General features: G+C 61.3%; 17 protein-coding genes. 10 read left to right on the top strand and 7 right to left on the bottom strand.

The features are described from left to right. The first annotated feature begins 106 nt into the window (after positions 1 to 106). The gene (gene ptsP, locus Q1A32_RS15515; RefSeq protein ID WP_299611525.1) at positions 107 to 2,344 is read left to right on the top strand and encodes a phosphoenolpyruvate--protein phosphotransferase; all 2,238 of its coding nucleotides are present in this window, start codon (positions 107 to 109) and stop codon (positions 2,342 to 2,344) included. 304 nt (positions 2,345 to 2,648) lie between these two features. On the opposite strand, the gene Q1A32_RS15510 is transcribed toward ptsP, so the two are convergent. Next, the gene (locus Q1A32_RS15510; RefSeq protein WP_299655042.1) at positions 2,649 to 3,710 is read right to left on the bottom strand and encodes an ABC transporter ATP-binding protein; all 1,062 of its coding nucleotides are present in this window, start codon (positions 3,708 to 3,710) and stop codon (positions 2,649 to 2,651) included. A gap of 13 nt (positions 3,711 to 3,723) precedes the next feature. After that, entirely contained in the window at positions 3,724 to 4,512 is a 789-nt protein-coding gene (locus Q1A32_RS15505; protein WP_299611527.1) for an IclR family transcriptional regulator, read from the bottom strand. Between the two features lie 206 nt (positions 4,513 to 4,718). Between Q1A32_RS15505 and Q1A32_RS15500 the strand changes: the two genes are divergently transcribed. From Q1A32_RS15500 to Q1A32_RS15460, 9 genes are all read left to right on the top strand, one after another. Beyond that, positions 4,719 to 5,948, top strand: a complete 1,230-nt coding sequence (locus Q1A32_RS15500; RefSeq protein WP_299655039.1) for an ABC transporter substrate-binding protein — start codon at positions 4,719 to 4,721, stop codon at positions 5,946 to 5,948. A gap of 145 nt (positions 5,949 to 6,093) precedes the next feature. Continuing rightward, the gene (locus Q1A32_RS15495; protein WP_299611530.1) at positions 6,094 to 7,089 is read left to right on the top strand and encodes a carbohydrate ABC transporter permease; all 996 of its coding nucleotides are present in this window, start codon (positions 6,094 to 6,096) and stop codon (positions 7,087 to 7,089) included. 1 nt (position 7,090) lies between these two features. Beyond that, on the top strand, positions 7,091 to 7,939 hold the full coding sequence (locus Q1A32_RS15490; protein ID WP_299611531.1) for a carbohydrate ABC transporter permease: 849 nt from the start codon (positions 7,091 to 7,093) through the stop codon (positions 7,937 to 7,939). Further along, positions 7,936 to 10,020 (top strand): alpha-galactosidase, encoded by a 2,085-nt coding sequence (locus tag Q1A32_RS15485; protein ID WP_299655036.1) that lies wholly within the window; start codon positions 7,936 to 7,938, stop codon positions 10,018 to 10,020. Before Q1A32_RS15490 ends, Q1A32_RS15485 begins: the two co-directional genes overlap by 4 nt. 22 nt (positions 10,021 to 10,042) lie before the next feature. Next, positions 10,043 to 10,813, top strand: a complete 771-nt coding sequence (locus Q1A32_RS15480) for an SDR family NAD(P)-dependent oxidoreductase (protein ID WP_299611533.1) — start codon at positions 10,043 to 10,045, stop codon at positions 10,811 to 10,813. Then, entirely contained in the window at positions 10,813 to 11,703 is an 891-nt protein-coding gene (locus Q1A32_RS15475; protein ID WP_299655033.1) for a 2-dehydro-3-deoxygalactonokinase, read from the top strand. Before Q1A32_RS15480 ends, Q1A32_RS15475 begins: the two co-directional genes overlap by 1 nt. Continuing rightward, a complete protein-coding gene (locus tag Q1A32_RS15470; protein WP_299655030.1) occupies positions 11,700 to 12,302 on the top strand; it encodes a 2-dehydro-3-deoxy-6-phosphogalactonate aldolase in 603 nt (200 codons plus the stop codon). The genes Q1A32_RS15475 and Q1A32_RS15470 overlap by 4 nt, the downstream gene beginning before the upstream one ends. Then, positions 12,302 to 13,135 (top strand): SMP-30/gluconolactonase/LRE family protein, encoded by an 834-nt coding sequence (locus tag Q1A32_RS15465; protein ID WP_299655027.1) that lies wholly within the window; start codon positions 12,302 to 12,304, stop codon positions 13,133 to 13,135. The genes Q1A32_RS15470 and Q1A32_RS15465 overlap by 1 nt, the downstream gene beginning before the upstream one ends. Then, a complete protein-coding gene (locus tag Q1A32_RS15460; RefSeq protein ID WP_299655024.1) occupies positions 13,132 to 15,048 on the top strand; it encodes a beta-galactosidase in 1,917 nt (638 codons plus the stop codon). Before Q1A32_RS15465 ends, Q1A32_RS15460 begins: the two co-directional genes overlap by 4 nt. A 19-nt stretch (positions 15,049 to 15,067) precedes the next feature. On the opposite strand, the gene Q1A32_RS15455 is transcribed toward Q1A32_RS15460, so the two are convergent. The 5 genes from Q1A32_RS15455 to Q1A32_RS15435 all read right to left on the bottom strand — a co-directional run bounded on the left by Q1A32_RS15455 (position 15,068) and on the right by Q1A32_RS15435 (position 20,638). Beyond that, entirely contained in the window at positions 15,068 to 15,814 is a 747-nt protein-coding gene (locus Q1A32_RS15455) for a hydroxypyruvate isomerase family protein (RefSeq protein WP_299655021.1), read from the bottom strand. Next, positions 15,811 to 16,710 (bottom strand): L-threonate dehydrogenase, encoded by a 900-nt coding sequence (gene ltnD, locus Q1A32_RS15450; RefSeq protein ID WP_299655018.1) that lies wholly within the window; start codon positions 16,708 to 16,710, stop codon positions 15,811 to 15,813. Before ltnD ends, Q1A32_RS15455 begins: the two co-directional genes overlap by 4 nt. 96 nt (positions 16,711 to 16,806) lie before the next feature. Then, the gene (locus Q1A32_RS15445) at positions 16,807 to 18,987 is read right to left on the bottom strand and encodes a xanthine dehydrogenase family protein molybdopterin-binding subunit (protein WP_299655015.1); all 2,181 of its coding nucleotides are present in this window, start codon (positions 18,985 to 18,987) and stop codon (positions 16,807 to 16,809) included. A gap of 2 nt (positions 18,988 to 18,989) precedes the next feature. After that, positions 18,990 to 19,454, bottom strand: coding sequence for a (2Fe-2S)-binding protein (locus Q1A32_RS15440; protein ID WP_299611545.1), 465 nt, complete (start codon positions 19,452 to 19,454; stop codon positions 18,990 to 18,992). Positions 19,455 to 19,615: 161 nt separating this feature from the next. Then, positions 19,616 to 20,638 carry a substrate-binding domain-containing protein gene (locus Q1A32_RS15435; RefSeq protein WP_299655012.1) on the bottom strand — a complete coding sequence of 341 codons (1,023 nt, stop codon included), beginning with the start codon at positions 20,636 to 20,638 and terminating at the stop codon, positions 19,616 to 19,618. Positions 20,639 to 20,664 lie beyond the last annotated feature (26 nt).

The following is a 20,664-nucleotide window of genomic DNA, read 5'->3' as shown; positions in this document are numbered from 1 at the left end:
ACTCATGCGGGAATAATTGACACGTCGCCGTCGGTTTGGCGTTTCGCTTTGCTGGTCCCTGTGATCTAAGCTGATGTCGCAAGGTGGACGTGGGGGGCGCGCGGCGATGGCCGAACGCATTGAAACAGAAAGCCGCAAGCTGCTCGGGCGCTTGCGCGACGCCATGGCGGGGGATGACCCCGGCCAGGCGCGGCTGGACAAGATCACCCATTTGATCGCCGGCAGCATCGGGTGCGAAGTTTGCTCGATCTACCTGTTCCGGGACGAAGACACGCTTGAACTTTGCGCGACCGAAGGGTTGAACCCGGATTCCGTTCACCAGACCCGGATGCGTCTGGGCGAGGGGCTAGTGGGCCGCGTCGCACGGCGGCGGCAGGTGGTGAACACCGCGGATGCCCCCAATGCACGCGGGTTCCGGTTCATGCCCGAAACCGGCGAAGAGGTGTTTCCCAGCTTTCTTGGCGTGCCGATCCAGCGTCTGGGCGAAGCGCTGGGCGTGCTTGTCATTCAGTCAAAACAGGCGCGCGAATTTTCCGCGGACGAGATCTATGCCCTTGAAGTGGTCGCCATGGTGCTGGCCGAGATGGCCGAACTGGGTGCTTTTGTGGGCGAGGGCAGTGCCATGGGCGCGCGCCATTCGCAACCGGCAATGCTGCGCGGAACCGTGGCGCAGGAAGGGGTGGCCGAGGGCCATATCTGGCTGCACGAGCCGCGCGTTGTCGTCACCAACCCCATTGCCGACGATCCGCATCGCGAGCTTGAGCGCCTGACCGAAGCGGTTGAGGAATTGCGCGTAGGCGTCGACAAGATGCTGACGCTCGCCGCCGACAAGGAACAGGCCCAAGTCCTTGAAGCCTATCGCATGTTTGCCAACTCCAAGGGGTGGATGCGGCGCATGCAGGAGGATATCTCCAACGGTCTGAGCGCCGAAGCCGCGGTCGAAAAGGAACAGTCGCTGGCCCGTGCCCGCATGGGGCAGGCCACCGACAATTACCTGCGCGAACGTCTGAGTGATCTCGATGATCTGTCGAACCGCTTGCTGCGCATTCTGACCGGGCAGGGGTCTGATACCGGGGCCGAGATGCCCGCCGATCCGATCCTCGTGGCGCGCAATATCGGCCCGGCGGAACTGCTGGATTATGGTCGGTCTCTCAAGGGGATCATTCTTGAGGCCGGATCTGTCGGCAGCCATGCCGCCATTGTGGCGCGTGCCTTGGCCATTCCGCTGATCGTGCATACCGAACGTGCGACGCTTGAGGCGCTGAACGGCGATCATGTCATGGTGGACGGCGAACAGGGCATTGTGCACCTGCGCCCCGATGACACCGTGGTGACGGCCTTTCGCGACAAGATGGCGATGCAGGCGGCAGCGGTGGAACGCTACGCCTCGATCCGGGACAAACCCGCCTGCACATTATGCGGCTCGACCGTGGCGCTGCACATGAACGCGGGCCTGATGGCCGACTTGCCGTCTTTGGAAGGGTCAGGTGCCGAAGGCGTGGGCCTGTTCCGCACCGAATTGCAATTCCTTGTGCGCAACCAGATGCCGCGCCGGTCGGAATTGTCAGCACTTTATGCCCGCGTGCTGGATGCGGCGGGGGGCAAGCCGGTGATCTTCCGGACGCTTGATATCGGGTCGGACAAGGTGCTGCCCTACATGAAGCCCAATGACGAGCCGAACCCGGCGCTGGGCTGGCGTGCGATCCGCGTGGGGTTGGACAAGCCGGGGATCATGCGGATGCAACTGCAAGCGCTCTTGCGCGCGGCCAACGGGCGGCCCCTGACCATCATGTTCCCCTTTGTCGCGCAGTACGAAGAATACACCATGGCCTGCGCCGAAGTGGACAAGGCGATGGAGCGTGAAGCGCGCCTGGGACATGTGTTGCCCTCGGCCCTGAAAGTGGGCGCGATGCTGGAAACCCCCAGCCTCGCTTTCGCACCGCAAAAGTTCTTTGAGGAGGTGGGATTCCTGTCCATCGGCGGCAACGACCTCAAGCAGTTCTTCTTTGCCGCCGACCGCGAGAACGAGCGGGTGCGCCGCCGCTACGACACCCTCAACGTGTCCTTCCTCAGCTTCATCGAGCGCATCGTTGAACGGTGCGACCAGACCGACACACCATTGTCCTTTTGTGGCGAGGACGCAGGCCGCCCGGTCGAGGCGCTGTGCCTTGCCGCCATCGGATTGCGCAGCCTGTCCATGCGTCCAGCCTCCATCGGGCCGGTCAAGTCATTGTTAAGACGCTCAAATCTCGAAGAGGTGCGCAAGGTGATCGCGGATGCCCGCCACCGGGGCGATATGAACGTCAGACCGGCGATCATGGACTATTTGCGCGATCAGAGCTGAAGCCGTTCATCTTTTATTAATATCAGCATGTTGCGATGACGCCTGCAGGTGATGCTTCAGGTGCAGCCAGGATGGCCGTGTCTTTGGGTCCTGCACCGAAATTCTCGCAATTCTATGATTTTGGGAGTGCCGATGTGACCGAATTATTTTCCTTAAGCCATCTTTTTCTGGCGTTAAGCACGGGATTAACTCTAATAATTGCAATAAAGCGATATTCACCCGTATCTATCCAGAAACCACCCACACCACACAAAAAAACCGCCACCTGCACCGCAGATGACGGCCTGATTACAGCAAAAAACGCTTAACGCAGCCGCTGTTCGCTTTCGGCGTCAAAGAACATCACACGGGTCTCGTCAAAGCTGACAGCGACCTCGGTCCCTTCCTCCATCGCCATGTCGCCGCGCGACTCCACGATCAACCGCTCACCCGTGGGCGTGGTCAGGTAATCATAGGCGACACCCCCCAACCGCTCACGAATATCCAGCTTGATGGGCGACGCCCCTTCGGCCAGCGCCATATCCTGCGGACGCACACCCACGGTGACGGCCGTCCCCGCAGCGGGCAATGCCACAGAGGTCGGGATGACACGATCCGCCAACCCCGGCACACGCACACCCGAACCCTCGACCACACCCTTGACGAAGTTCATCGCAGGCGACCCGATAAAGCCCGCCACGAACTTGTTGTCCGGGTCCTGATAGAGATGCATAGGCGACCCCACCTGCTCGATATACCCGGCCCGCAGCACCACGATCTTGTCGGCCAAGGTCATCGCCTCCACCTGATCGTGGGTCACGTAGATCATCGTGGTGCCCAACTCCTTGTGCAGACGGGCAATCTCGACGCGCATGTCTACGCGCAACTCGGCATCCAGGTTCGACAACGGCTCGTCAAACAGGAACACCTCCGGCCCGCGCACAATGGACCGGCCGATGGCCACACGCTGACGCTGACCCCCTGACAGGGCGGCAGGCTTGCGCTTCAAATACTCGTCCAGTTTCAGGATCTTCGACGCGCCATCGACCTTGCGCTTGATCTCGGCCTTGTCGACACCGTTCATCTTCAGGCCAAAGCCCATATTCTCTTCGACCGTCATGTGCGGGTACAAAGCATAGGTCTGGAACACCATCGCGATCCCGCGCTCGGCCGGGTCCATATGGGTCACATCACGCGCACCGATGTGGATCTGACCGTCGCTTGTCTCTTCCAGGCCGGCAATCATGCGCAACAGCGTGGACTTGCCGCACCCCGACGGGCCGACAAAGACGCAGAACTCACCGTCTTCCACAGTCAGGTCGACGCCGTGAATGACCTGAGTGGCCCCGTAGCGCTTGATGGCGTTCTGCAATGTCACACCGGTCATAGTGTCCCTCCCTTTATTGACTTGGAAACTGCCAGTTGGCAGCCGCACCCGCGATATCCCGGGCGGTGGATTGTAGATGCGGCGCAAGCTGGGCCAGATCGGCCAGCGACTTGCGCGCGGTAGATGTCGTGACGCTCAGGGCACCGATGGACCGGCCCGCGTCTGATAAAATCGGGGCGGCGACACAGATGATGCCGGGCTCGTGCTCTTCGCGGTCAAAGGCAATGCCCTCGGCGCGAATCGTTTCCAACTCGGCGCACAGCGTGTCGCGGCTGGTATGGGTGTGGGCCGTGTGGGCGAACCACGCCTGCTGCGACAGGGCCACTTCCAGCGCCTCAGGCGCAAGGAATGCCAGCATCGCCTTGCCCACACCGGTGCAATATCCGGGACCAACCTTGCCCGCTTGGGAAAACATCTCCAACGGCTCGGCGGCGTTGCGTTTGTCCACATACAGGACCTGCCCGCCATCCATTTGCGCCAGGTGCACCGTCTCGCCCACACGGGTGCTCAGATCGTCGATAAACGGGCGCGCAATCGGGGCCAATGAGCTTTGCCGCCAAGCCGCATGGGCCAAGCGGACAAGGCGCAAACCGGGGGCATAGGTCTGCCGGTCCGTGTCATATTTCAACATGCCCAACGCGGTCAGGTTCTGCACCAAACGGTACAAAGTCGCCTTGGGGTGGGGGGACAACGCAAGCAGTTCGGAAAACCGCACGGGACGCTCCAGCTGGGCCACAAGGTCCAGCACATCAAGCGCCTTGGCAATTGTTCCTTCCCCCGACCGGGGGGCTGCGGTGTTCATCTGTCTCCTCCCAAAGACTGAGGCGATGAAATCTGTTGACCTCTCGCCCAAGTGCCCCGTAGTGTTCCAATAGTTGGAAACCGGTTTCACTATGTGGAACATTCACAAAGCAAAGGCCGGTGTCAAAGAAAAACTGACTTTTCGTCGTCGACAGGAAAATGCACGCTCGGCGGCGATACTCATTGGAACCAACGGGAGGAGAACCAATGTTCCTTAATCTGAAAACCGCAGTTGCGGCCATTGCCCTGTCGGCTGTTGCCGGCACCGCATTTGCGCGCGACCTGGTCATCAACTTCGATGACCTCAACCCCGGCCCCAAGAAGGGGTTCGAGGATGCCGTTGAAATGTTCAAGGCTGAAAACCCCGACATCAACGTGATCGTCAACATCAACGACCGCGAAGCGCACAAGACCGCGATCCGCAACTTCCTCACCGCCGACGCGCCTGACGTGACCAGCTGGTATCCCGGCAACCGCATGGCCCCCTTCGTGGACGCGGGCCTGTTCCAGCCCGTCGATGACGTGTGGGAAGAGAACGGCTTCAACGAAGATCTGGCCGCGATTAAGGCAACCATGTCGCGCGACGGCAAAATCTGGGGTGTGCCGTACAGCTACTACCAGTGGGGCATCTACTACCGCAAAGACATCTTTGACCTGCTCGAACTGGAAGAGCCGGGCACATGGGACGAATTGCTGGCCGCCTGTGGCAAGATGAAAGAGAACGGCGTGACGCCCTTCACCATCGGCACCAAGTTTCTTTGGACCGCCGCCGGTGTGTTCGACTACATCAACCTGCGCACCAACGGCTATGACGTGCACAACGCCCTGACCGCAGGCGAGATCAAGTATACAGACCCCCGCATTGTCGCGACCTTCGACAACTGGGAACAGCTGATCAACGAATGCGGTTTCGTGGACAACCACGCCTCGATGAGCTGGCAGGATGCGATCGCACCCTTCGCCAATGGTGACGCGGCCATGTACGTGATGGGCAACTTCTCGGTCGACGGCTACAAGAACGCCGGTCTGACCGAAGAGCAGATCGACTTCATGCCGTTCCCGACGATCAACGCGGATGTGCCTCCGGCGGAAGAAGCGCCAGCCGACGCGTTCTTTATCCCTGCCAACGCCAAGAACGTCGAAGATGCCAAGAAATTCCTGGCCTTCGTCGCGCGCCCCGATGTGCAGACCCAGTGGAACAAGACCATCGGTCAGCTGCCCATCAACTCCAAGGCCGACATCTCGGATGACAAGTTCATTCAAGAAGGCTTTGCCCTGCTGAACGCGGCCACTGGTCTGGCGCAGTTCTACGACCGTGACGCCCCGGCGGCCATGGCCAAGGCGGGCATGGAAGGCTTCCAGGAGTTCATGCTTGATCCATCCAAGAAAGACGCCGTCCTGCAGCGTCTGGATGAGGTCCAAGCCGAGGTTTACTAAGCACCTCTTTCGGGGCGGGCACGTGGTGTCCGCCCCAACCCGTTTGCCCCGTTAACCTTCTGTAAATACAGATTAACACCGTATTTTCATAAGGTTAGACATGTCCCAGCGTGGGACACACGCCCTCAGATCAGGAGGTTGCCCCATGACACATGCGGTCTTGCCCGACACCAAAGCGCCCAGCCGGCCCAGTTGGGTCCGACGGAACAAGCTGGCCATCGCCCCGTGGATCTTTCTGATCCCGGCCCTGATTTTCTTCGCGATCTACGTGGTCATCCCGATCTTCGAATCCCTCTGGCTGAGCCTCTACGAATGGAACGGCCTCTACGATGTGAACGGCAATTCCACCGCTGTCTGGGTGGGCTTTGATAACTACGCGAAACTCTGGGACGACCCCAATTTCTGGGTGTCGCTGCGCAACAATATCGCGTGGCTGGTCCTCTACATGCTGGCCGTCCCACTGGGCCTTTTCATCGCGCTGTTCCTGAACCAGACCGTCACGGGGATGCGGTTTTACAAGTCGATGTTCTTCTTTCCCTTCGTGATCTCCCAAGTCGTCGTGGGCCTGATCTTCGGCTGGTTCTACAACCCCGATTTCGGTGTGGTCGGCACGGTCTGGAAGGCCATCTTCTGCGAAGAGACCGTCAACATCGTCGGCAACGTCACCTTCACCTGCTCACGCCCCGCACCCGACATCTTGTCGAGCCCGGAATGGGCGACCTACGGCATCATCGCAGCAGGCCTGTGGCCCCAGATCGCCTACTGCATGATCCTGTACCTCACGGGCCTGAACAATGTCGCCGCCGACCAGATCGAAGCGGCACGGCTGGATGGCGCAAAGGGCTGGAAAATGCTGTGGTACGTCGTCGTGCCACAACTCAAACCCGCCACTTTCATCGCGGTCGTGGTCACCGTGATCGGCGCGCTGCGCTCCTTCGACATGATCGCCATCATGACCCAAGGCGGCCCGTTCGGCTCCACCAACGTGCTGTCACACTACATGTACGAGGTCGCGATCTCCGAATACGGAGAGCGGTACGGTTATGGCTCGTCCGTGGCGACCGTGCTGTTCGGCATCATGTTGTTCTTCATCAGCTACTTCCTGTGGCGCATGTACCAGGACGAGAAGGGAGGGCGCTGAGATGTTTCCACGTCCCATCGAAAAATCGGGCCCCACGGCCAAGGCGGCCTACCAGGCCTTTCTGCCCTTTGCCCTGATCCTGTGGCTGCTGCCCTTGCTCGCCATTTTCCTGACGTCGATCCGGTCGGCGGCGGACATCAACTCGGGCAATGTCTTTGGCTGGCCCAGTGAATTTGCGATCATCGAGAACTACACAGCAGTCTTCACCCAGTCGGCGGCGGCGCAGTATATGTGGAACTCGGTTCTGATTACCGTGCCCACGGTCATGATCTCGGTCGCGCTGGCCTGCCTTGCCGGGTATGCGCTGGCGATCTACAAATTCCGCGTCGCGCTGCCGCTCTTCTTCCTGTTCGTGGCGGGCAACTTCATTCCGTTCCAGATCCTGATGGTGCCGGTGCGGGACATGTCGGTGCAGACGGGCCTCTATGACACCATTGCGGGGCAATTCCTGTTCCACGCGGCCTTCCAGACCGGGTTTTGCACGCTGTTTATGCGTAATTTTATCAAGGCCTTACCCTTTGATCTGGTGGAATCCGCGCGGATCGAGGGTGTCGCGGAATGGAAGATTTTCTGGTACGTGGTTCTGCCCCTTGTCCGGCCCGCGATTGCGGCGCTGGCGGTGTTGATCTTCACCTTTGTCTGGAACGACTTCTTCTGGGCCAACGTGCTGACTCAAGGCGAAAGCGCCAAGCCCATCACGGCGGGTGTGCGGGCGCTGAACGGGCAGTTCGTGAACAACTGGCACCTCGTGTCGGCGGCGTCCTTGTTGGCGGCGATCCCGCCGGTGGTGTGTTTCTTTCTGATGCAGCGGCATTTCATTGCCGGTCTGACGCTGGGGGCTGTGAAGTGATACGATGCTGGCGGCTCGATGACGGGCGTCAGTCTTTGGTTCTGGGCTCTGATCGGGGCCGGTTGGCGGAGGTTGTCTATTGGGGACCGCGCCTGCCCGACGAAGAAGACCTGACGACGCTTTACGAGGCCTATACCCTTGATGTGACAGGCGGAATGCTGGATGCGAACCCCGAACTCAGCATCTGTCCGGAGGCGACACGGTCCTTTCCCGGACAGCCTGGCCTGATCATCCGGCACGGGGACGGCACGCCGTTTCTGCCGAAGTTTTGTCTGGAGCGGTCGGACGTGGCCGAGAACGTGCTGATCCTGACCTACATGGATCAGGATCGGGTGCTGACTTATCGCGCGCGCTTTGCCATCGACCCCGAGACGCACATGATCGAGGCCAGCGCCGAGCTTGACGCGCTGGAGCCGATGCACCTGCACTGGTTGGCGGCCCCGGTGTTCCCGGCGCCGCAATTGGCCGATGACATGATCGACTTTGCGGGTCGTTGGTGCGGTGAGTTCCAGATGAACCGCACGCCTTGGTCGCCGGGGATCCGGTACCGCGAGAACCGGACGGGGCGGACGGGGCACGAGCATTTTCCCGGTCTGATCGTGCCGGTGCGTGGCGCGTCGAACGCGTCGGGGCATGCTTACGCGTTTCACTACGGCTGGTCCGGAGGGCACCGTATGGTGGCTGAGGAGCTGCCAGACGGGCGACGGCAGATCCAGTTTGGGCATGCGGCCCGGGTTGAGGGTGCTGCGCAGAAGTCGTTTGCCACCGGCAAGATTTATGCCGTGTTCTCGGATGACGGTCTGAACGGTTGCGCGGTCGCGTTTCAGCGCCATTTGCGCGACCGGATCGTGACCTTTCCCCGGCCCACGGCCCCGCGGCCTGTGCACTACAATTGTTGGGAAGCGGTCTATTTCAATCACAATCTGGATGAATTGAAGGACATTGCCGAACGCGCCGTGAAGCTGGGGGCAGAGCGGTTTGTGCTGGACGATGGCTGGTTCGGGAACCGGGATGACGACACTCAAGCGCTGAGCGATTGGGAGGTTGATCCGCGCAAGTACCCCGATGGTCTGACGCCCCTGATCGACCATGTGAAATCGCTGGGCATGACCTTTGGCATCTGGTTCGAGCCGGAGATGATCAATCCGAACTCGGACATCTTCCGCGCCCATCCTGACTGGGCGCTGGGGGGTGAGGATCAGATCATGGGCCGTCAGCAGATGGCGCTGAATATGGCGCTGCCTGCAGTGCAATCGTTCCTCTTTGCCCGGATGAGCGACATTCTGAGCCGCCATGACATTGAATACGTGAAATGGGATCACAACCGTGTGCTGCCGATGCCCGATGCGGCGCAGACGCGGGGGTCTTATGCGCTGCTCGACCGGTTGCGGCGCGAGTTTCCGCATGTGGAGATTGAAAGCTGCGCCAGTGGCGGAGGCCGGATTGATTTCGGGATCATGGAGCGGACGCAGCGGGTTTGGTTGAGTGACAGCAATGACGCGGTGGAACGGCTGCGCATCCAGCACAATGCGTCGATTTTCCTGCCGATGGCGGTGACGGGGTCCCATGTGGGGCCGCGCACCTGTCATACGTCGGGGCGGACTTTGGATATACGCTTTCGCGCGTGGGTGGCGGCGCAACGCCACATGGGGTTCGAGATGGACCCGCGCGAATTGACCGAGGACGAAGCGCAAGTCCTTGCGGACGTCACCGGCTGGTGGAAACACAACCGCGACTGGATGTATGGCGCGGATATCCTGCGTCTGGACAGTGCCGATCCGGCGGTCTTTGCCGAGCAGCATTTGGAAGAGGGCGGCGGGCAGTTTGTTGTGTTCGCGGGCAAGGCTGCGACCAGCGACCAGATCGCGCCGCGCCCCCTGCGCCTGACGCGCCTCAGCCCGGATGCGAAGTACCGCGTTGAGTTGATCAACCGCGAAGATGCGAGCCATTTGTCGCGCGGCCAGAATGCGCTGAAAGCAGGACCCATCGTGGTGAGCGGTGCCTATTTGATGTACCATGGCCTGACGCTGCCATGGAGTTTCCCGGAACGGATGTGGGTGATCAAGGGCGACCTTGCCTGAGCCCAGAAATGAAAGAGATGCCATGAAAGAGACAGCTACATTCCACGACCTGAAGGGGGCCTCGGTGTTCATCACCGGCGGTGGATCGGGCATTGGCGCGTCGCTGACGGACGGGTTTCTGGATCAGGGGGCAAAGGTCGCCTTTGTGGGTCGGTCGGATGCGACGGCTTTCTGTGATGAGATGGAGGCCAAGCATGGCGCGCGTCCTTTGTTCATTCAGTGCGATATCACCGATACGGATGCGTTGAAGGCTGCAATCGGGCAGGCCGCGGAAGCGCATGGTCCGGTGACAACGTTGGTGAACAACGCGGCCAACGACAAGCGGCATGCAACGATGGATGTGGACAGTGATTTCTGGGACTGGATGATTTCGGTCAATCTCAAGGCTTATTTCTTTGCATGTCAGGCCGTTATTCCCGGAATGCAGGCGGCGGGTGGTGGGTCGATCATCAACTTCTCGTCCATCAGTTACATGATGGGGAATGCGGGCTATCCGCTCTATACGGGGGCGAATAGTGGGATCAACGGGATGACGCGCAGCTTGGCGCGCGAGTTCGGGCCGGATCGCATTCGCGTCAACGCCCTGGCCCCCGGTTGGGTGCTGACCCAGAAGCAGTTGGACAAATGGGCGACGCCCGAAGGGTTGGCAGCGCATATGGAACGTCAGTGCCTGAAAGACCATCTGGAGCCTGATGATATCGTGGGCGCGACTTTGTTTCTGGCCTCGGGCACGTCGCGCATGATGACGGGCCAATCGCTGGTCATTGATGGCGGCGTGGTGGTGACAGGTTGATGGGTCAGGTTGCGTGGATTGCCGTGGATTGGGGAACGTCGCATCTGCGCGCGTGGTTGATGCGTGGCGATGGGGCAGTTCTGGATCGACGGTCGTCGGCGCAAGGGATGGGCACGTTGGACCGGTCCGGCTTTGAGCCTGCGCTCAAAGATTTGGTGGGCGATGCGTTGCCGGCACCTGTGCTCGCCTGCGGCATGGTCGGGTCGCGGCAGGGATGGGCGGAAGCGCCCTATGCCGCGGTGCCGTGTGCGCCGCCGTCTGCGGCCGAGGCGGTGCAGGTGTTTGGGACCGATCTGGATGTGCGGATTTTGCCGGGCGTAAAGCAGGCACGGCCTGCCGATGTGATGCGCGGGGAAGAGACGCAGATTGCCGGGTTCCTGGCCGTAACGCCGGGATTTGATGGCGTGATTTGCCTGCCCGGCACACATACCAAGTGGGTGCACGTGAGTGCGGGTGAGATTGTGAGCTTTCGCACCGCTATGACAGGAGAGATGTTTGCGCTGCTGTCTGAGCGTTCGGTGCTGCGGCATTCGATGGGCGAGGGCTGGGATGCGGACGCATTCGCCGCTGGTGTCGATCAATCCTTGTCGCGTCCCGAGGGGCTGGCGGCGGCGCTGTTTTCATTGCGGGCCGAGGGGCTGTTGGATGGTCTGGATGGTGCATCCGCCAAGGCGCGGTTGTCTGGACTGTTGATCGGGGCGGAGTTGGCGGCCATGCGCCCCTATTGGTTGGGCCAGCAGGTTGCGCTCATCGGGGCCGAGAGCCTGTCCTCCGCCTATGCGGAGGCGTTGAAGGGCCAAGGCGTGCCGACGCAGATGGCGGGCGCGGAAGAGATGACATTGGCGGGGCTGATCGCCGCCTACACCCAGATTTACGGAGAGGCCGCATGAGCCGAGAGATCATTGCCATTCTGCGCGGCATCGCCCCGGACGAGGCTGTGCCCGTGGCCGATGCGTTGGTCGATGCCGGAATCACCCGGATCGAGGTGCCGCTGAACTCGCCCGATCCCTTTGACAGTATTGGGAAAATGTTGGAGGCGCACCGCGATGACGCAATGATTGGCGCAGGCACCGTTCTGGACGTGCGCGATGTGGAACGGCTGCATCAGATGGGCGCGCATATGGTGGTGTCACCGGACGCCAATGCCAGCGTCATTGTGGCGACGAAACAGGCGGGGATGCTGTCCTTTCCCGGTGTGATGACGCCGACGGAGTGCTTTGCCGCGCTTCATGCAGGCGCGGACGGGCTGAAGCTGTTCCCGGCGTCCTTGCTGGGCGTCGACGGGCTGAAGGCGATTGGTGCGGTGCTGCCGCAGGGGACCAAGACCTATGCCGTGGGTGGTGTGGGACCTGCGAATTTCGCCGAGTGGTTCGCGGCGGGGATCACCGGGTTCGGGATCGGATCGGCGTTATACAAGCCCGGCATGTCGGTCGCGGATGTTGCGTCTCGTGCGGCAGATATGGTCGCGGCCTACGACGCGGGCGTGTAATGCAGGTCTTTGATGACACGGTCTGTACCTTGGGCGAGGGGCCGATGTGGCACCCGGAACGGGGCGAGCTGTTCTGGTTCGACATTCTGGGCAAGCGGATGATGTCGAGGGGCGCGCAGCGGCGCGACTGGGCGTTCGACGAACATGTGTCGGCCTGCGGTTGGGTGAATCGGGACACGTTGCTGATGGCGTCAGCGTCGGGCCTGTGGCGCTTTGATATTCCGACGGGCGACAGGGAACTGGTGACGGCGCTTGAGGCGGGCAATCCGGTTACACGGTCCAACGATGGCCGGGCAGACCCGCAGGGCGGGTTCTGGATTGGCACCATGGGGTTGAATGCCGAACCTTACGCCGGGGCGATCTATCGGTTTTACAGGGGCGAGCTTCGGCAGCTCTTTGACCGCATCACCATTTCGAACGCGATCTGCTTTGCGCCGGATGGCACGCGGGCCTATTTTGCGGACACGTTTTCGCAGCAAATACATACGGTTGGGCTGGATGCGCATGGATGGCCCGCGGGCGAGGTGGAGGTGTTCGTCGATCTGCGCGCCGATGATCTAAACCCGGACGGGGCTGTCGTCGATGCGGACGGAGCAGTGTGGAACGCGCAATGGGGGGCCGGCCGAATTGCCTGCTATGGCCCCGATGGATCCTTCATCCGTGCTCTAGACGTGCCCACCTCGCAGGCCAGTTGTCCTGCCTTTGGCGGGCATGATGCGACCACGCTTTTTGTCACGACGGCGGCGGTCGGTGTGCAAGATATCAACGCTGGCAAGACGTTTTACGGCCCCGCAGGTGTCACGGGCCAGCGCGAACATCAGGTGATCCTATGAAACGAACGCTTGGGGTCTGCTATTACCCCGAACATTGGCCCGAGGCGCAGTGGGCCGAGGACGCGCAGCGCATGGCGGATCTGGGCCTGACATGGGTGCGGATTGGCGAGTTTGCCTGGAAGCGGATGGAGCCGCGCGAGGGCGAGTACCAATGGGCGTGGCTGGACCGGGCGATTGACACGCTGGGTGCGGCGGGGCTGCAGGTTGTTCTTGGCACGCCCACGGCGACGCCGCCGAAATGGGTCTGCAAGAAGCATCCCGACATGTTTGCGCGTGATGCGCAGGGGCATGTGCGTGGCTATGGCTCGCGCCGGCATTATTGTTTTTCCCATCAGGGGTTTCTTGAGGAATGCCGCCGGATCGTGCGGGCGATGGCGGAGCGGTATGGGCGGAACCCCCATATTGCCGCGTGGCAAACGGACAATGAATATGGGTGCCATGATACGGTTCTCAGCTATTCCGATGCGGCGCAGACCCGGTTTCGGGACTGGTTGCGCGGGCAGTTTCCGGGGCAGGGGAACGACGGCGACATCGACGCCTTGAACGCATCCTGGGGCAATGTGTTCTGGTCGATGGATTATGATGATTTTGACGAGATTGGCTTGCCGAACCTGACGGTGACAGAGGCGAACCCGGCCCATGTGCACGCGTTCCATCGTTTTGCCAGTGACGAGGTGGTGGCGTTCAACCAAGCGCAAGTCGAGATCATCCGCACCTACTCCGACGCGCCGATTGCACACAATTACATGGGCCGCGTGACCGAGTTTGATCATTTCAAGGTTGGGGGTGATCTCGATATCGCATCATGGGACAGCTACCCGCTGGGGTTTCTGGAGGACCGGGTGGGTGCCGATGCGGCGCATCAGCGGGCCTTCGCCCAGCAAGGGGACCCGGATTTTCAGGCCTTTCACCACGATCTCTACCGCGCCGTCGGCAAGGGGCGTTGGTGGATCATGGAGCAGCAACCGGGGCCCGTGAATTGGGCCCCTTATAACCCGTCGCCGTTGCCCGGCATGGTGCGTCTGTGGACGTGGGAGGCCTTTGCCCATGGGGCGGAAGCCGTGTGCTATTTCCGCTGGCGGCAAGCGCCCTTTGCGCAAGAGCAGATGCATGCGGGCCTGTTGCGTCCGGATTCGGTTGAGGCGGAGGCCTTTGGCGAGGCGCGGGAGGTCATGGCCGAATTGGCGGATGCGCCAGAGGTTGCGCCCGCCCAAGCGCCTGTCGCGATCCTGTTCGACTATGATGCCGATTGGGCGTGGTCGGTGCAGCCGCATGGCGCGGGGCTAAGTTACTTCGGGCTGGTGTTCGATTGGTATCGGGCGTGCCGCAAGTTGGGCTTGTCCGTGGATATCCTGCCGCCCGATACACGCGACTTTGCAGGGTACGATCTGGTGCTTGCGCCGGGCATGATGCACATGCCGGATGACCTGAAAGACGCGCTTCAAGCATCTGAAGTAGAAGTAATTATTGGGCCCCGTACGGCAGCACGTGATGACAGCTTCAATATCCCGGTACCGCTGCCGCCCGCGTGGCCCGGCAGCGATCTGACGGTTTCCCGTGTCCAATCCATGCGCCCGGATTTGCCTCTGCCTTTGGTGGGCGGCGGGTTTGTCACCGGGTATCTTGAGCAGGTCGAAGGGGGCGGCGACGTTCTGTTGACCACCGACGCTGGTGCGCCTGTTGCGGTACGCTGTGGTCCAAACGTGACCTATGTTGCCGGGTGGGGCGATGATGCGGCGCATATGCGGGTGATCGAGGCTGTGGCTCCTGATCTGGCTGCTGAGCGGATGCCTGAAGGCGTGCGCCGTCGTGACACCGGGACCGAGCGATTCTGGTTCAACTATTCCAACCGCACCGTGCAGATTGAGGAGCGAGAGCTGCCCGCAGCCGGAGTGCTGCGCTTGGCCCGCTGAACGGGTTGTCGTCCTCGCATCACCGAAATTGCTGCATCCACCCGAGCGTCGCGTCAGTGTCACCACCCGGTTTGTATTCAGCGCCCAACGGGGCGGGCCAGTCGGTCAGCGCTGCAAAGATGGTGGCGTAGTCCAGTTCTCCGTGATCGGGCGCGCCACGGTCGGGGACTGATGCGAATTGGATGTGGCCGATGATGTCGTGCAGGTCCGAAAGGCGGGTCAGGATGTCGCCTTCGGTCCGGCCGACGTGGTAGCAGTCAAACATGAGTTTGAGGTTTGGGGCGTTCACCTCGGCAATGATGGTCCGCGCTTGATCCGTTGTCTGCAGGAAGTAGCCGGGCGCATCGTTTCGGTTCAGGGGCTCGATCAGGATGGTTTTGTCGGTTGCGTTGCAGGCGTAGCGCAAGTTGTCCACAAAGGTCCCGTGCGCGCCGTGCCCGCTGGCAAATCCACACATGACGTGGATTGCGCCAGCACCAATAGCCTCGCCATAGGCAACCGCCTGGTCGATCGCGGCATGTGCGTCTTGCGTGCGTCCGGGAAGAGCGGCAAGGCCGTTTTCTCCGCCAGCGACGTCACCGCGGGATGTGTTGAGACCGAGCATGGGGAGGCCCGTGGCATCAAGTGCCGCTCGAACGTCTTCCGCCGGTATGTCGTAGGGCCAGTGGCATTCCACGGCATCGAAGCCTGCAGCCTTGGCCGCGTGGATCGCGTCCGGTAGCGGGCGATCATTCCATAGAAACCCGAGATTGGCGGAGAACTTCATGTGTTGTCCCCCGGCAGCGTCAGCCCTGCATTGCGGGCATAGACCTTGGCCACGGCAGCGTCGTCTTCGCCCCCCAGTCCCATGCCAGCGGCGGCGATGAATTGTTGCAGTGCGGCGGCGGTGATGGGGGCCGAGAAGCTGGCCGATTTGGCGATGTCGAGAACGATGCCAAGATCCTTGGGCCAGATGTTGACCGAGGAGTGGGGCGTGTAGTCGCCGTTGACGATGTGCGGCGCGCGGTTTTCCAGCATCCAGCTTGATCCTGCGCATTTCGAGATCACGTCGAGGAATTGGTCAGGGGCTACGCCTTGCGTCATGCCGAAGGTCAGCGCCTCGGCCATGGTGGCGATGTGCACGCCTGCGAGCAGCTGGTTGACCGCCTTCATGGCCGATCCGGGGCCTGCCCGATCACCCAATTCGAACACGGTTTCTGCCATGGCATCGAGGGCGGGGCGGGCGGCAGTGAACGCGTCTGCTGTGCCTGCCGCCATGATGGACAGCGCGCCCTGCGCCGCTTTGATCGACCCGCCAGAGATGGGCGCATCCAGATAGTGAACGTCGAGCGCTTCGCAGCGCGCCTCCATGTCTCGGGCGAAGTCTGGTGGAACGGTAGCGCAGGCCATGACCACCGCGCCGGATTTCAGCAGCGGAACGACGCCTGCATCACCGAACAGCACGGTTTCGGTCTGAGCAGCGTTCAGGACAACCACGACGACGGCATCAAGCGTGCCAGCGATATCGGTCAGGTCGCCCTTGGCACCACCTTCGGAGCGGAAGCGTTCTGTATGTTCGGGTGAGATGTCAAAGCCATGGGTGGCGTGCCCGGCAGAAAGACAGGATTGCGCCATGCCAAAGCCCATTGAGCCAAGGCCGATCACGGCGGTTCTATGTGGCATGCGGCTCTCCTGTTCTTTGCAGTCGTGCCATCATGGGCATCGCGCTGCAAAGGGCAAGAGAAGGTGACCCCCGGCGGATGTGCCGGGGGTTGAAGGTCAGACGAAGGAAACGCCGTTGTCGTCCATCGGCAAGGTGGCAACGCGCAGGTCGCTGGCCGCCGCGATGGCATTGGCCAGCGCAGGTGCGGCGGGGGGCGTGCCCGGCTCACCCACGCCGGTGGGTGGCTCGGCGGACGGCACGATATGCACGTCGATCTCTCCGATGTCGCTGATCCGCAGCGGTTCGTAGTCGGGGAAGTTGAACTGGTCCACGACCCCATCCGTCAGCGTGATCTTGTCGCGCATGTTGTGGCCGATGCCGTAGCCGATCCCGCCTTCCATCTGCGCCTTGATCACATCGGGGTTCACGGCGATGCCGCAGTCGACGGCGCATGTGACCTTTTCGATCTTGATGCCGTCGTCGGCATTACCGGAGATTTCCACGACCTCCGCCACATATGAGTTGAAGGACTTGTGCACGGCGATGCCTTGGCTGCGGCCATCGGGCGCGTTGCCCCAGTTGGCTTTCTCGGCGGCAAGTTTGAGCACGTTCGCCTTGCGGGTCTGGTCCGCGTCGTCACCCGTCAGATAAGCGAGGCGGAAGTCGACCGGGTCAATGCCTGCGGCCTTGGCGGCCATGTCCATCATCACTTCCATGACATAGGCCGTATGGGTGTGACCCACCGCGCGCCACCAAAGGGTGCTTGTTGCCTTGTCCGTGTCCGTCAGGCCAAAGGCGGCTGTCGGGATTTGGTAGGGACTATCGACCGTGCCCTCAACCGAGCTGTGGTCAACGCCGTCATGCACGGCAAAGGCTTCGAACGGGGTGCCCTTCATGATGGATTGACCCGCAATGCGGTGTTCCCAGCCGACGATATTGCCCTCACCGTCGAGACCGACGCGGACCTTGTGACCAAAGGCCGGGCGGTAGTAACCCGAGCGCAGATCATCCTCGCGCGACCAGACAAGATGCACAGGACGCGACCGGTCGGTGAGCGAGAAGGCGAGGGCCGCTTCGACCTGATAGTCCGCTTGCGGCGTGGCGCGACGCCCAAAGGAGCCACCGGCAAGCACGGTTTTGATCTGCACCTTTTCGAAAGGCAGGCCGAAGATCTCGGCCATGGCGCCGTGGGGCAGGGTCGGGATCTGGCAGCCGTCATGCATCAGGATGCCGCCATCTTCTGTCTGCTCGATCGTGCAGTTCAATGGCTCCATCGGTGCGTGAGCAAGGAGGGGGAAGTAGAAGGTTTCCTCCACCACCGTATCCGCGCCGTCGACGGCAGCCTGTACGGCAGAGACATCCGCACCGTTCACGTTGTAAGTCGGTGAGGCATCCAATGCGGCACGGATTTCCTGTTCGATCTGGTCGGAACTGCGGGTTTCCGCGTTGCTGGTGTCCCACTCGATGTCCAGCGCATCGCGTGCCTGCATTGCGGCCCACGTGTTTTCGGCAAAGACCGCGACGCCCGCCTTGTTGGGCAGAATGTCGGCGCTGATGAACCCTTTGATCCCTTCTGCGCCAGTGGCGTCAAAGCTCACGGCGGTGGCGCGCTGCTGTTCTGGTCGCGCGATCATGGCGATCATCTGGTTGGGCCGCTGGATGTCCATTGCGAACATGGCTGTGCCATTGCCCTTGGCCGGGCTGTCGAGGCGGCGCACATCCGGGTTGCCGATCAACCGAAACTCGGACGGGTCCTTGAGCCGGGGTTCGGTTGGGGCGTCCAGCGTAGCAGCCGCTTCGACGAATTCGCCCAATGGGGCAGAGTTGCCCGCGCCGGACACAACACCGTCCTGCAGCGACAAACCGGATGCATCGACGCCCCATTGCTGCGCCGCTGCCTGAAGCAGCATCTCGCGTGCGGCGGCGCCAGCCTGACGATATTGCAGGTAGGAATTGGCCATGGCCGTCGAACCGCCCGTGCCCTGCATCGGGCCAAACAGCGTGTTGTTGTAGACTTGCGGATTGGACGGCGCGAAATCATAGCCAATCTGGTCCATGGTCAGGCCCATCTCTTCGGCAATCAGTGTGGTCAGGCCAGTGGACGGACCTTGACCCATCTCGAAGTGCTTGATGATGGCGGTGACGGAGCCGTCACTGCCCACCTGCACAAAAGGGGTCAGCATGGACGGATTGCCAGATGCAGCCAGCGCACCATCAGGGCGCACGCCAACAACAAGTACGGCACCGGCAGCGGCGGCGCCTTTCAGGAACCCACGGCGGGATGTGTTCACAGTCATGATCAAGCCTCCAGGATTTCAGACGCGCGCTGGATGCCCGCACGGATACGTTGGTAGGTGGCGCAGCGGCAGGCATTGCCCCACATGTAATCGTCGATCTCGTCCGCCGACGGGGTCGGGTTTTCGCGCAGCAAGCCCACGGCAGACATGATCTGCCCGGATTGGCAGTAACCGCATTGCACGACGTCCAGTTCGACCCATGCTTGCTGTACTGCCGCACCAATCGTGTCGTCGGACATGGCCTCGATTGTCGTGATCTCGGCCCCGTCCACATCTTCGATATAGGTCTGGCACGAACGAACAGGCTCACCGTTCAGGTGCACCGTGCACGCCCCGCACGAGGCGACGCCACAGCCAAATTTGGTGCCTGTCATTTTCAGATCATCCCGGATAACCCAGAGCAACGGCGTGCCGGGTTCTGCATCGACCGCGTGGGTCTTGCCGTTCAGTTTCAGTGAAATTGCCATGCTGTAACTCCCTGATTGCGTTGTTGGGATTCAACTTAGGATAAATGTCGGTGATTTCACTCGTTGCAATAAAATGTGTACGCGTGATTTGCCGCTTCGATCAGCGGCTCGACGGGCATCGGATTGACACTGGTCCTTAGGCACACTTCCCGTTGCCGGACCTACTTTTCAGAGAACACTGCGCAGGTCTGGCGCAACACCAGTTCAGGGATCACCAGCGTACTTGCGACTTCTTGATCAGGCGCTGTAATTTTCGATGCGATGGTTTGGGCGGCTTTGGCCCCGATCTGGCGTGCCGGGATGCGCACCGTTGTCAGGCCGGGCTCAAAATCTCTTGACCCGGTAAAGTCGCCAATACCGGTTACAGACACATCCTCTGGCACAGTCACGCCGGCCTTGGACAAGGCATGCAACGCACCCCACGCCAGAACGTCATTGCCGCAGATGATGGCAGTGGGCGTGACCTCACGGGACATCAAACGCGTCACCGCATCTTTTGCCGCGCCCAGGCTATAGGGCGTTTCGATGTCCCAGATTTCGGGGATCTGCACGCCAAATGCGGCCAGCGCGGTTTCAACACCGGCACGTCGTTGCGCGGCCCGGTCATTTCCGGACAGCGGCGGAAACAACCCCGCGATGCGCGTGTGCTTCAGCCCGCCGATGTGATGGCCGACCAGCCAACCCGCCCGGAAATTGTCTGAGCCAACTGACGTAAAATGCGACGTCTTCGCGTAGTTCCACAGCAGCACGGTGGGGACGTTTTGGCTGTCCAACAGGCCGAACGTCTCTGCCTCATGCTCAATGCCGATCAGTGCCATGCCGTCGACGCGATGTTCCAGCATCTTGCGGGTGATCGCGTATTCGCGTTGCAGATCGTAGCCGTGCGAGGCCAGCAAGATGGTGAAGCCAAGCTCTTCAATCGCTTCCGAAAAGCTTTGGATCAGTTCTGCAAAGATCGCATGGTCGACCGTGGGAACGATCAGACCCACGGTGCCGCTGCGAATACCGTGGATTGTTTGCGCCGCCCGATTGCGGATGTACCCCAGTCGACGCACCGCGGTGTCAATCTTTTTGCGGGTGGACGCCTTGACCAACTCCGGATGATTGAAGCTGCGCGACACCGTCGACGGTGAAACGCGTGCGGCCTTTGCGACGGCTATGATATCTACTTTTTTATCTTTCATATCATTGCTTTAAGGTGCATTCTTCG

It is taken from the genome of uncultured Tateyamaria sp., assembly GCF_947503415.1.
In the GTDB taxonomy this organism is placed as follows: Bacteria; Pseudomonadota; Alphaproteobacteria; order Rhodobacterales; family Rhodobacteraceae; genus Tateyamaria.
This window is presented reverse-complemented; position numbering and strand designations above follow the sequence as displayed.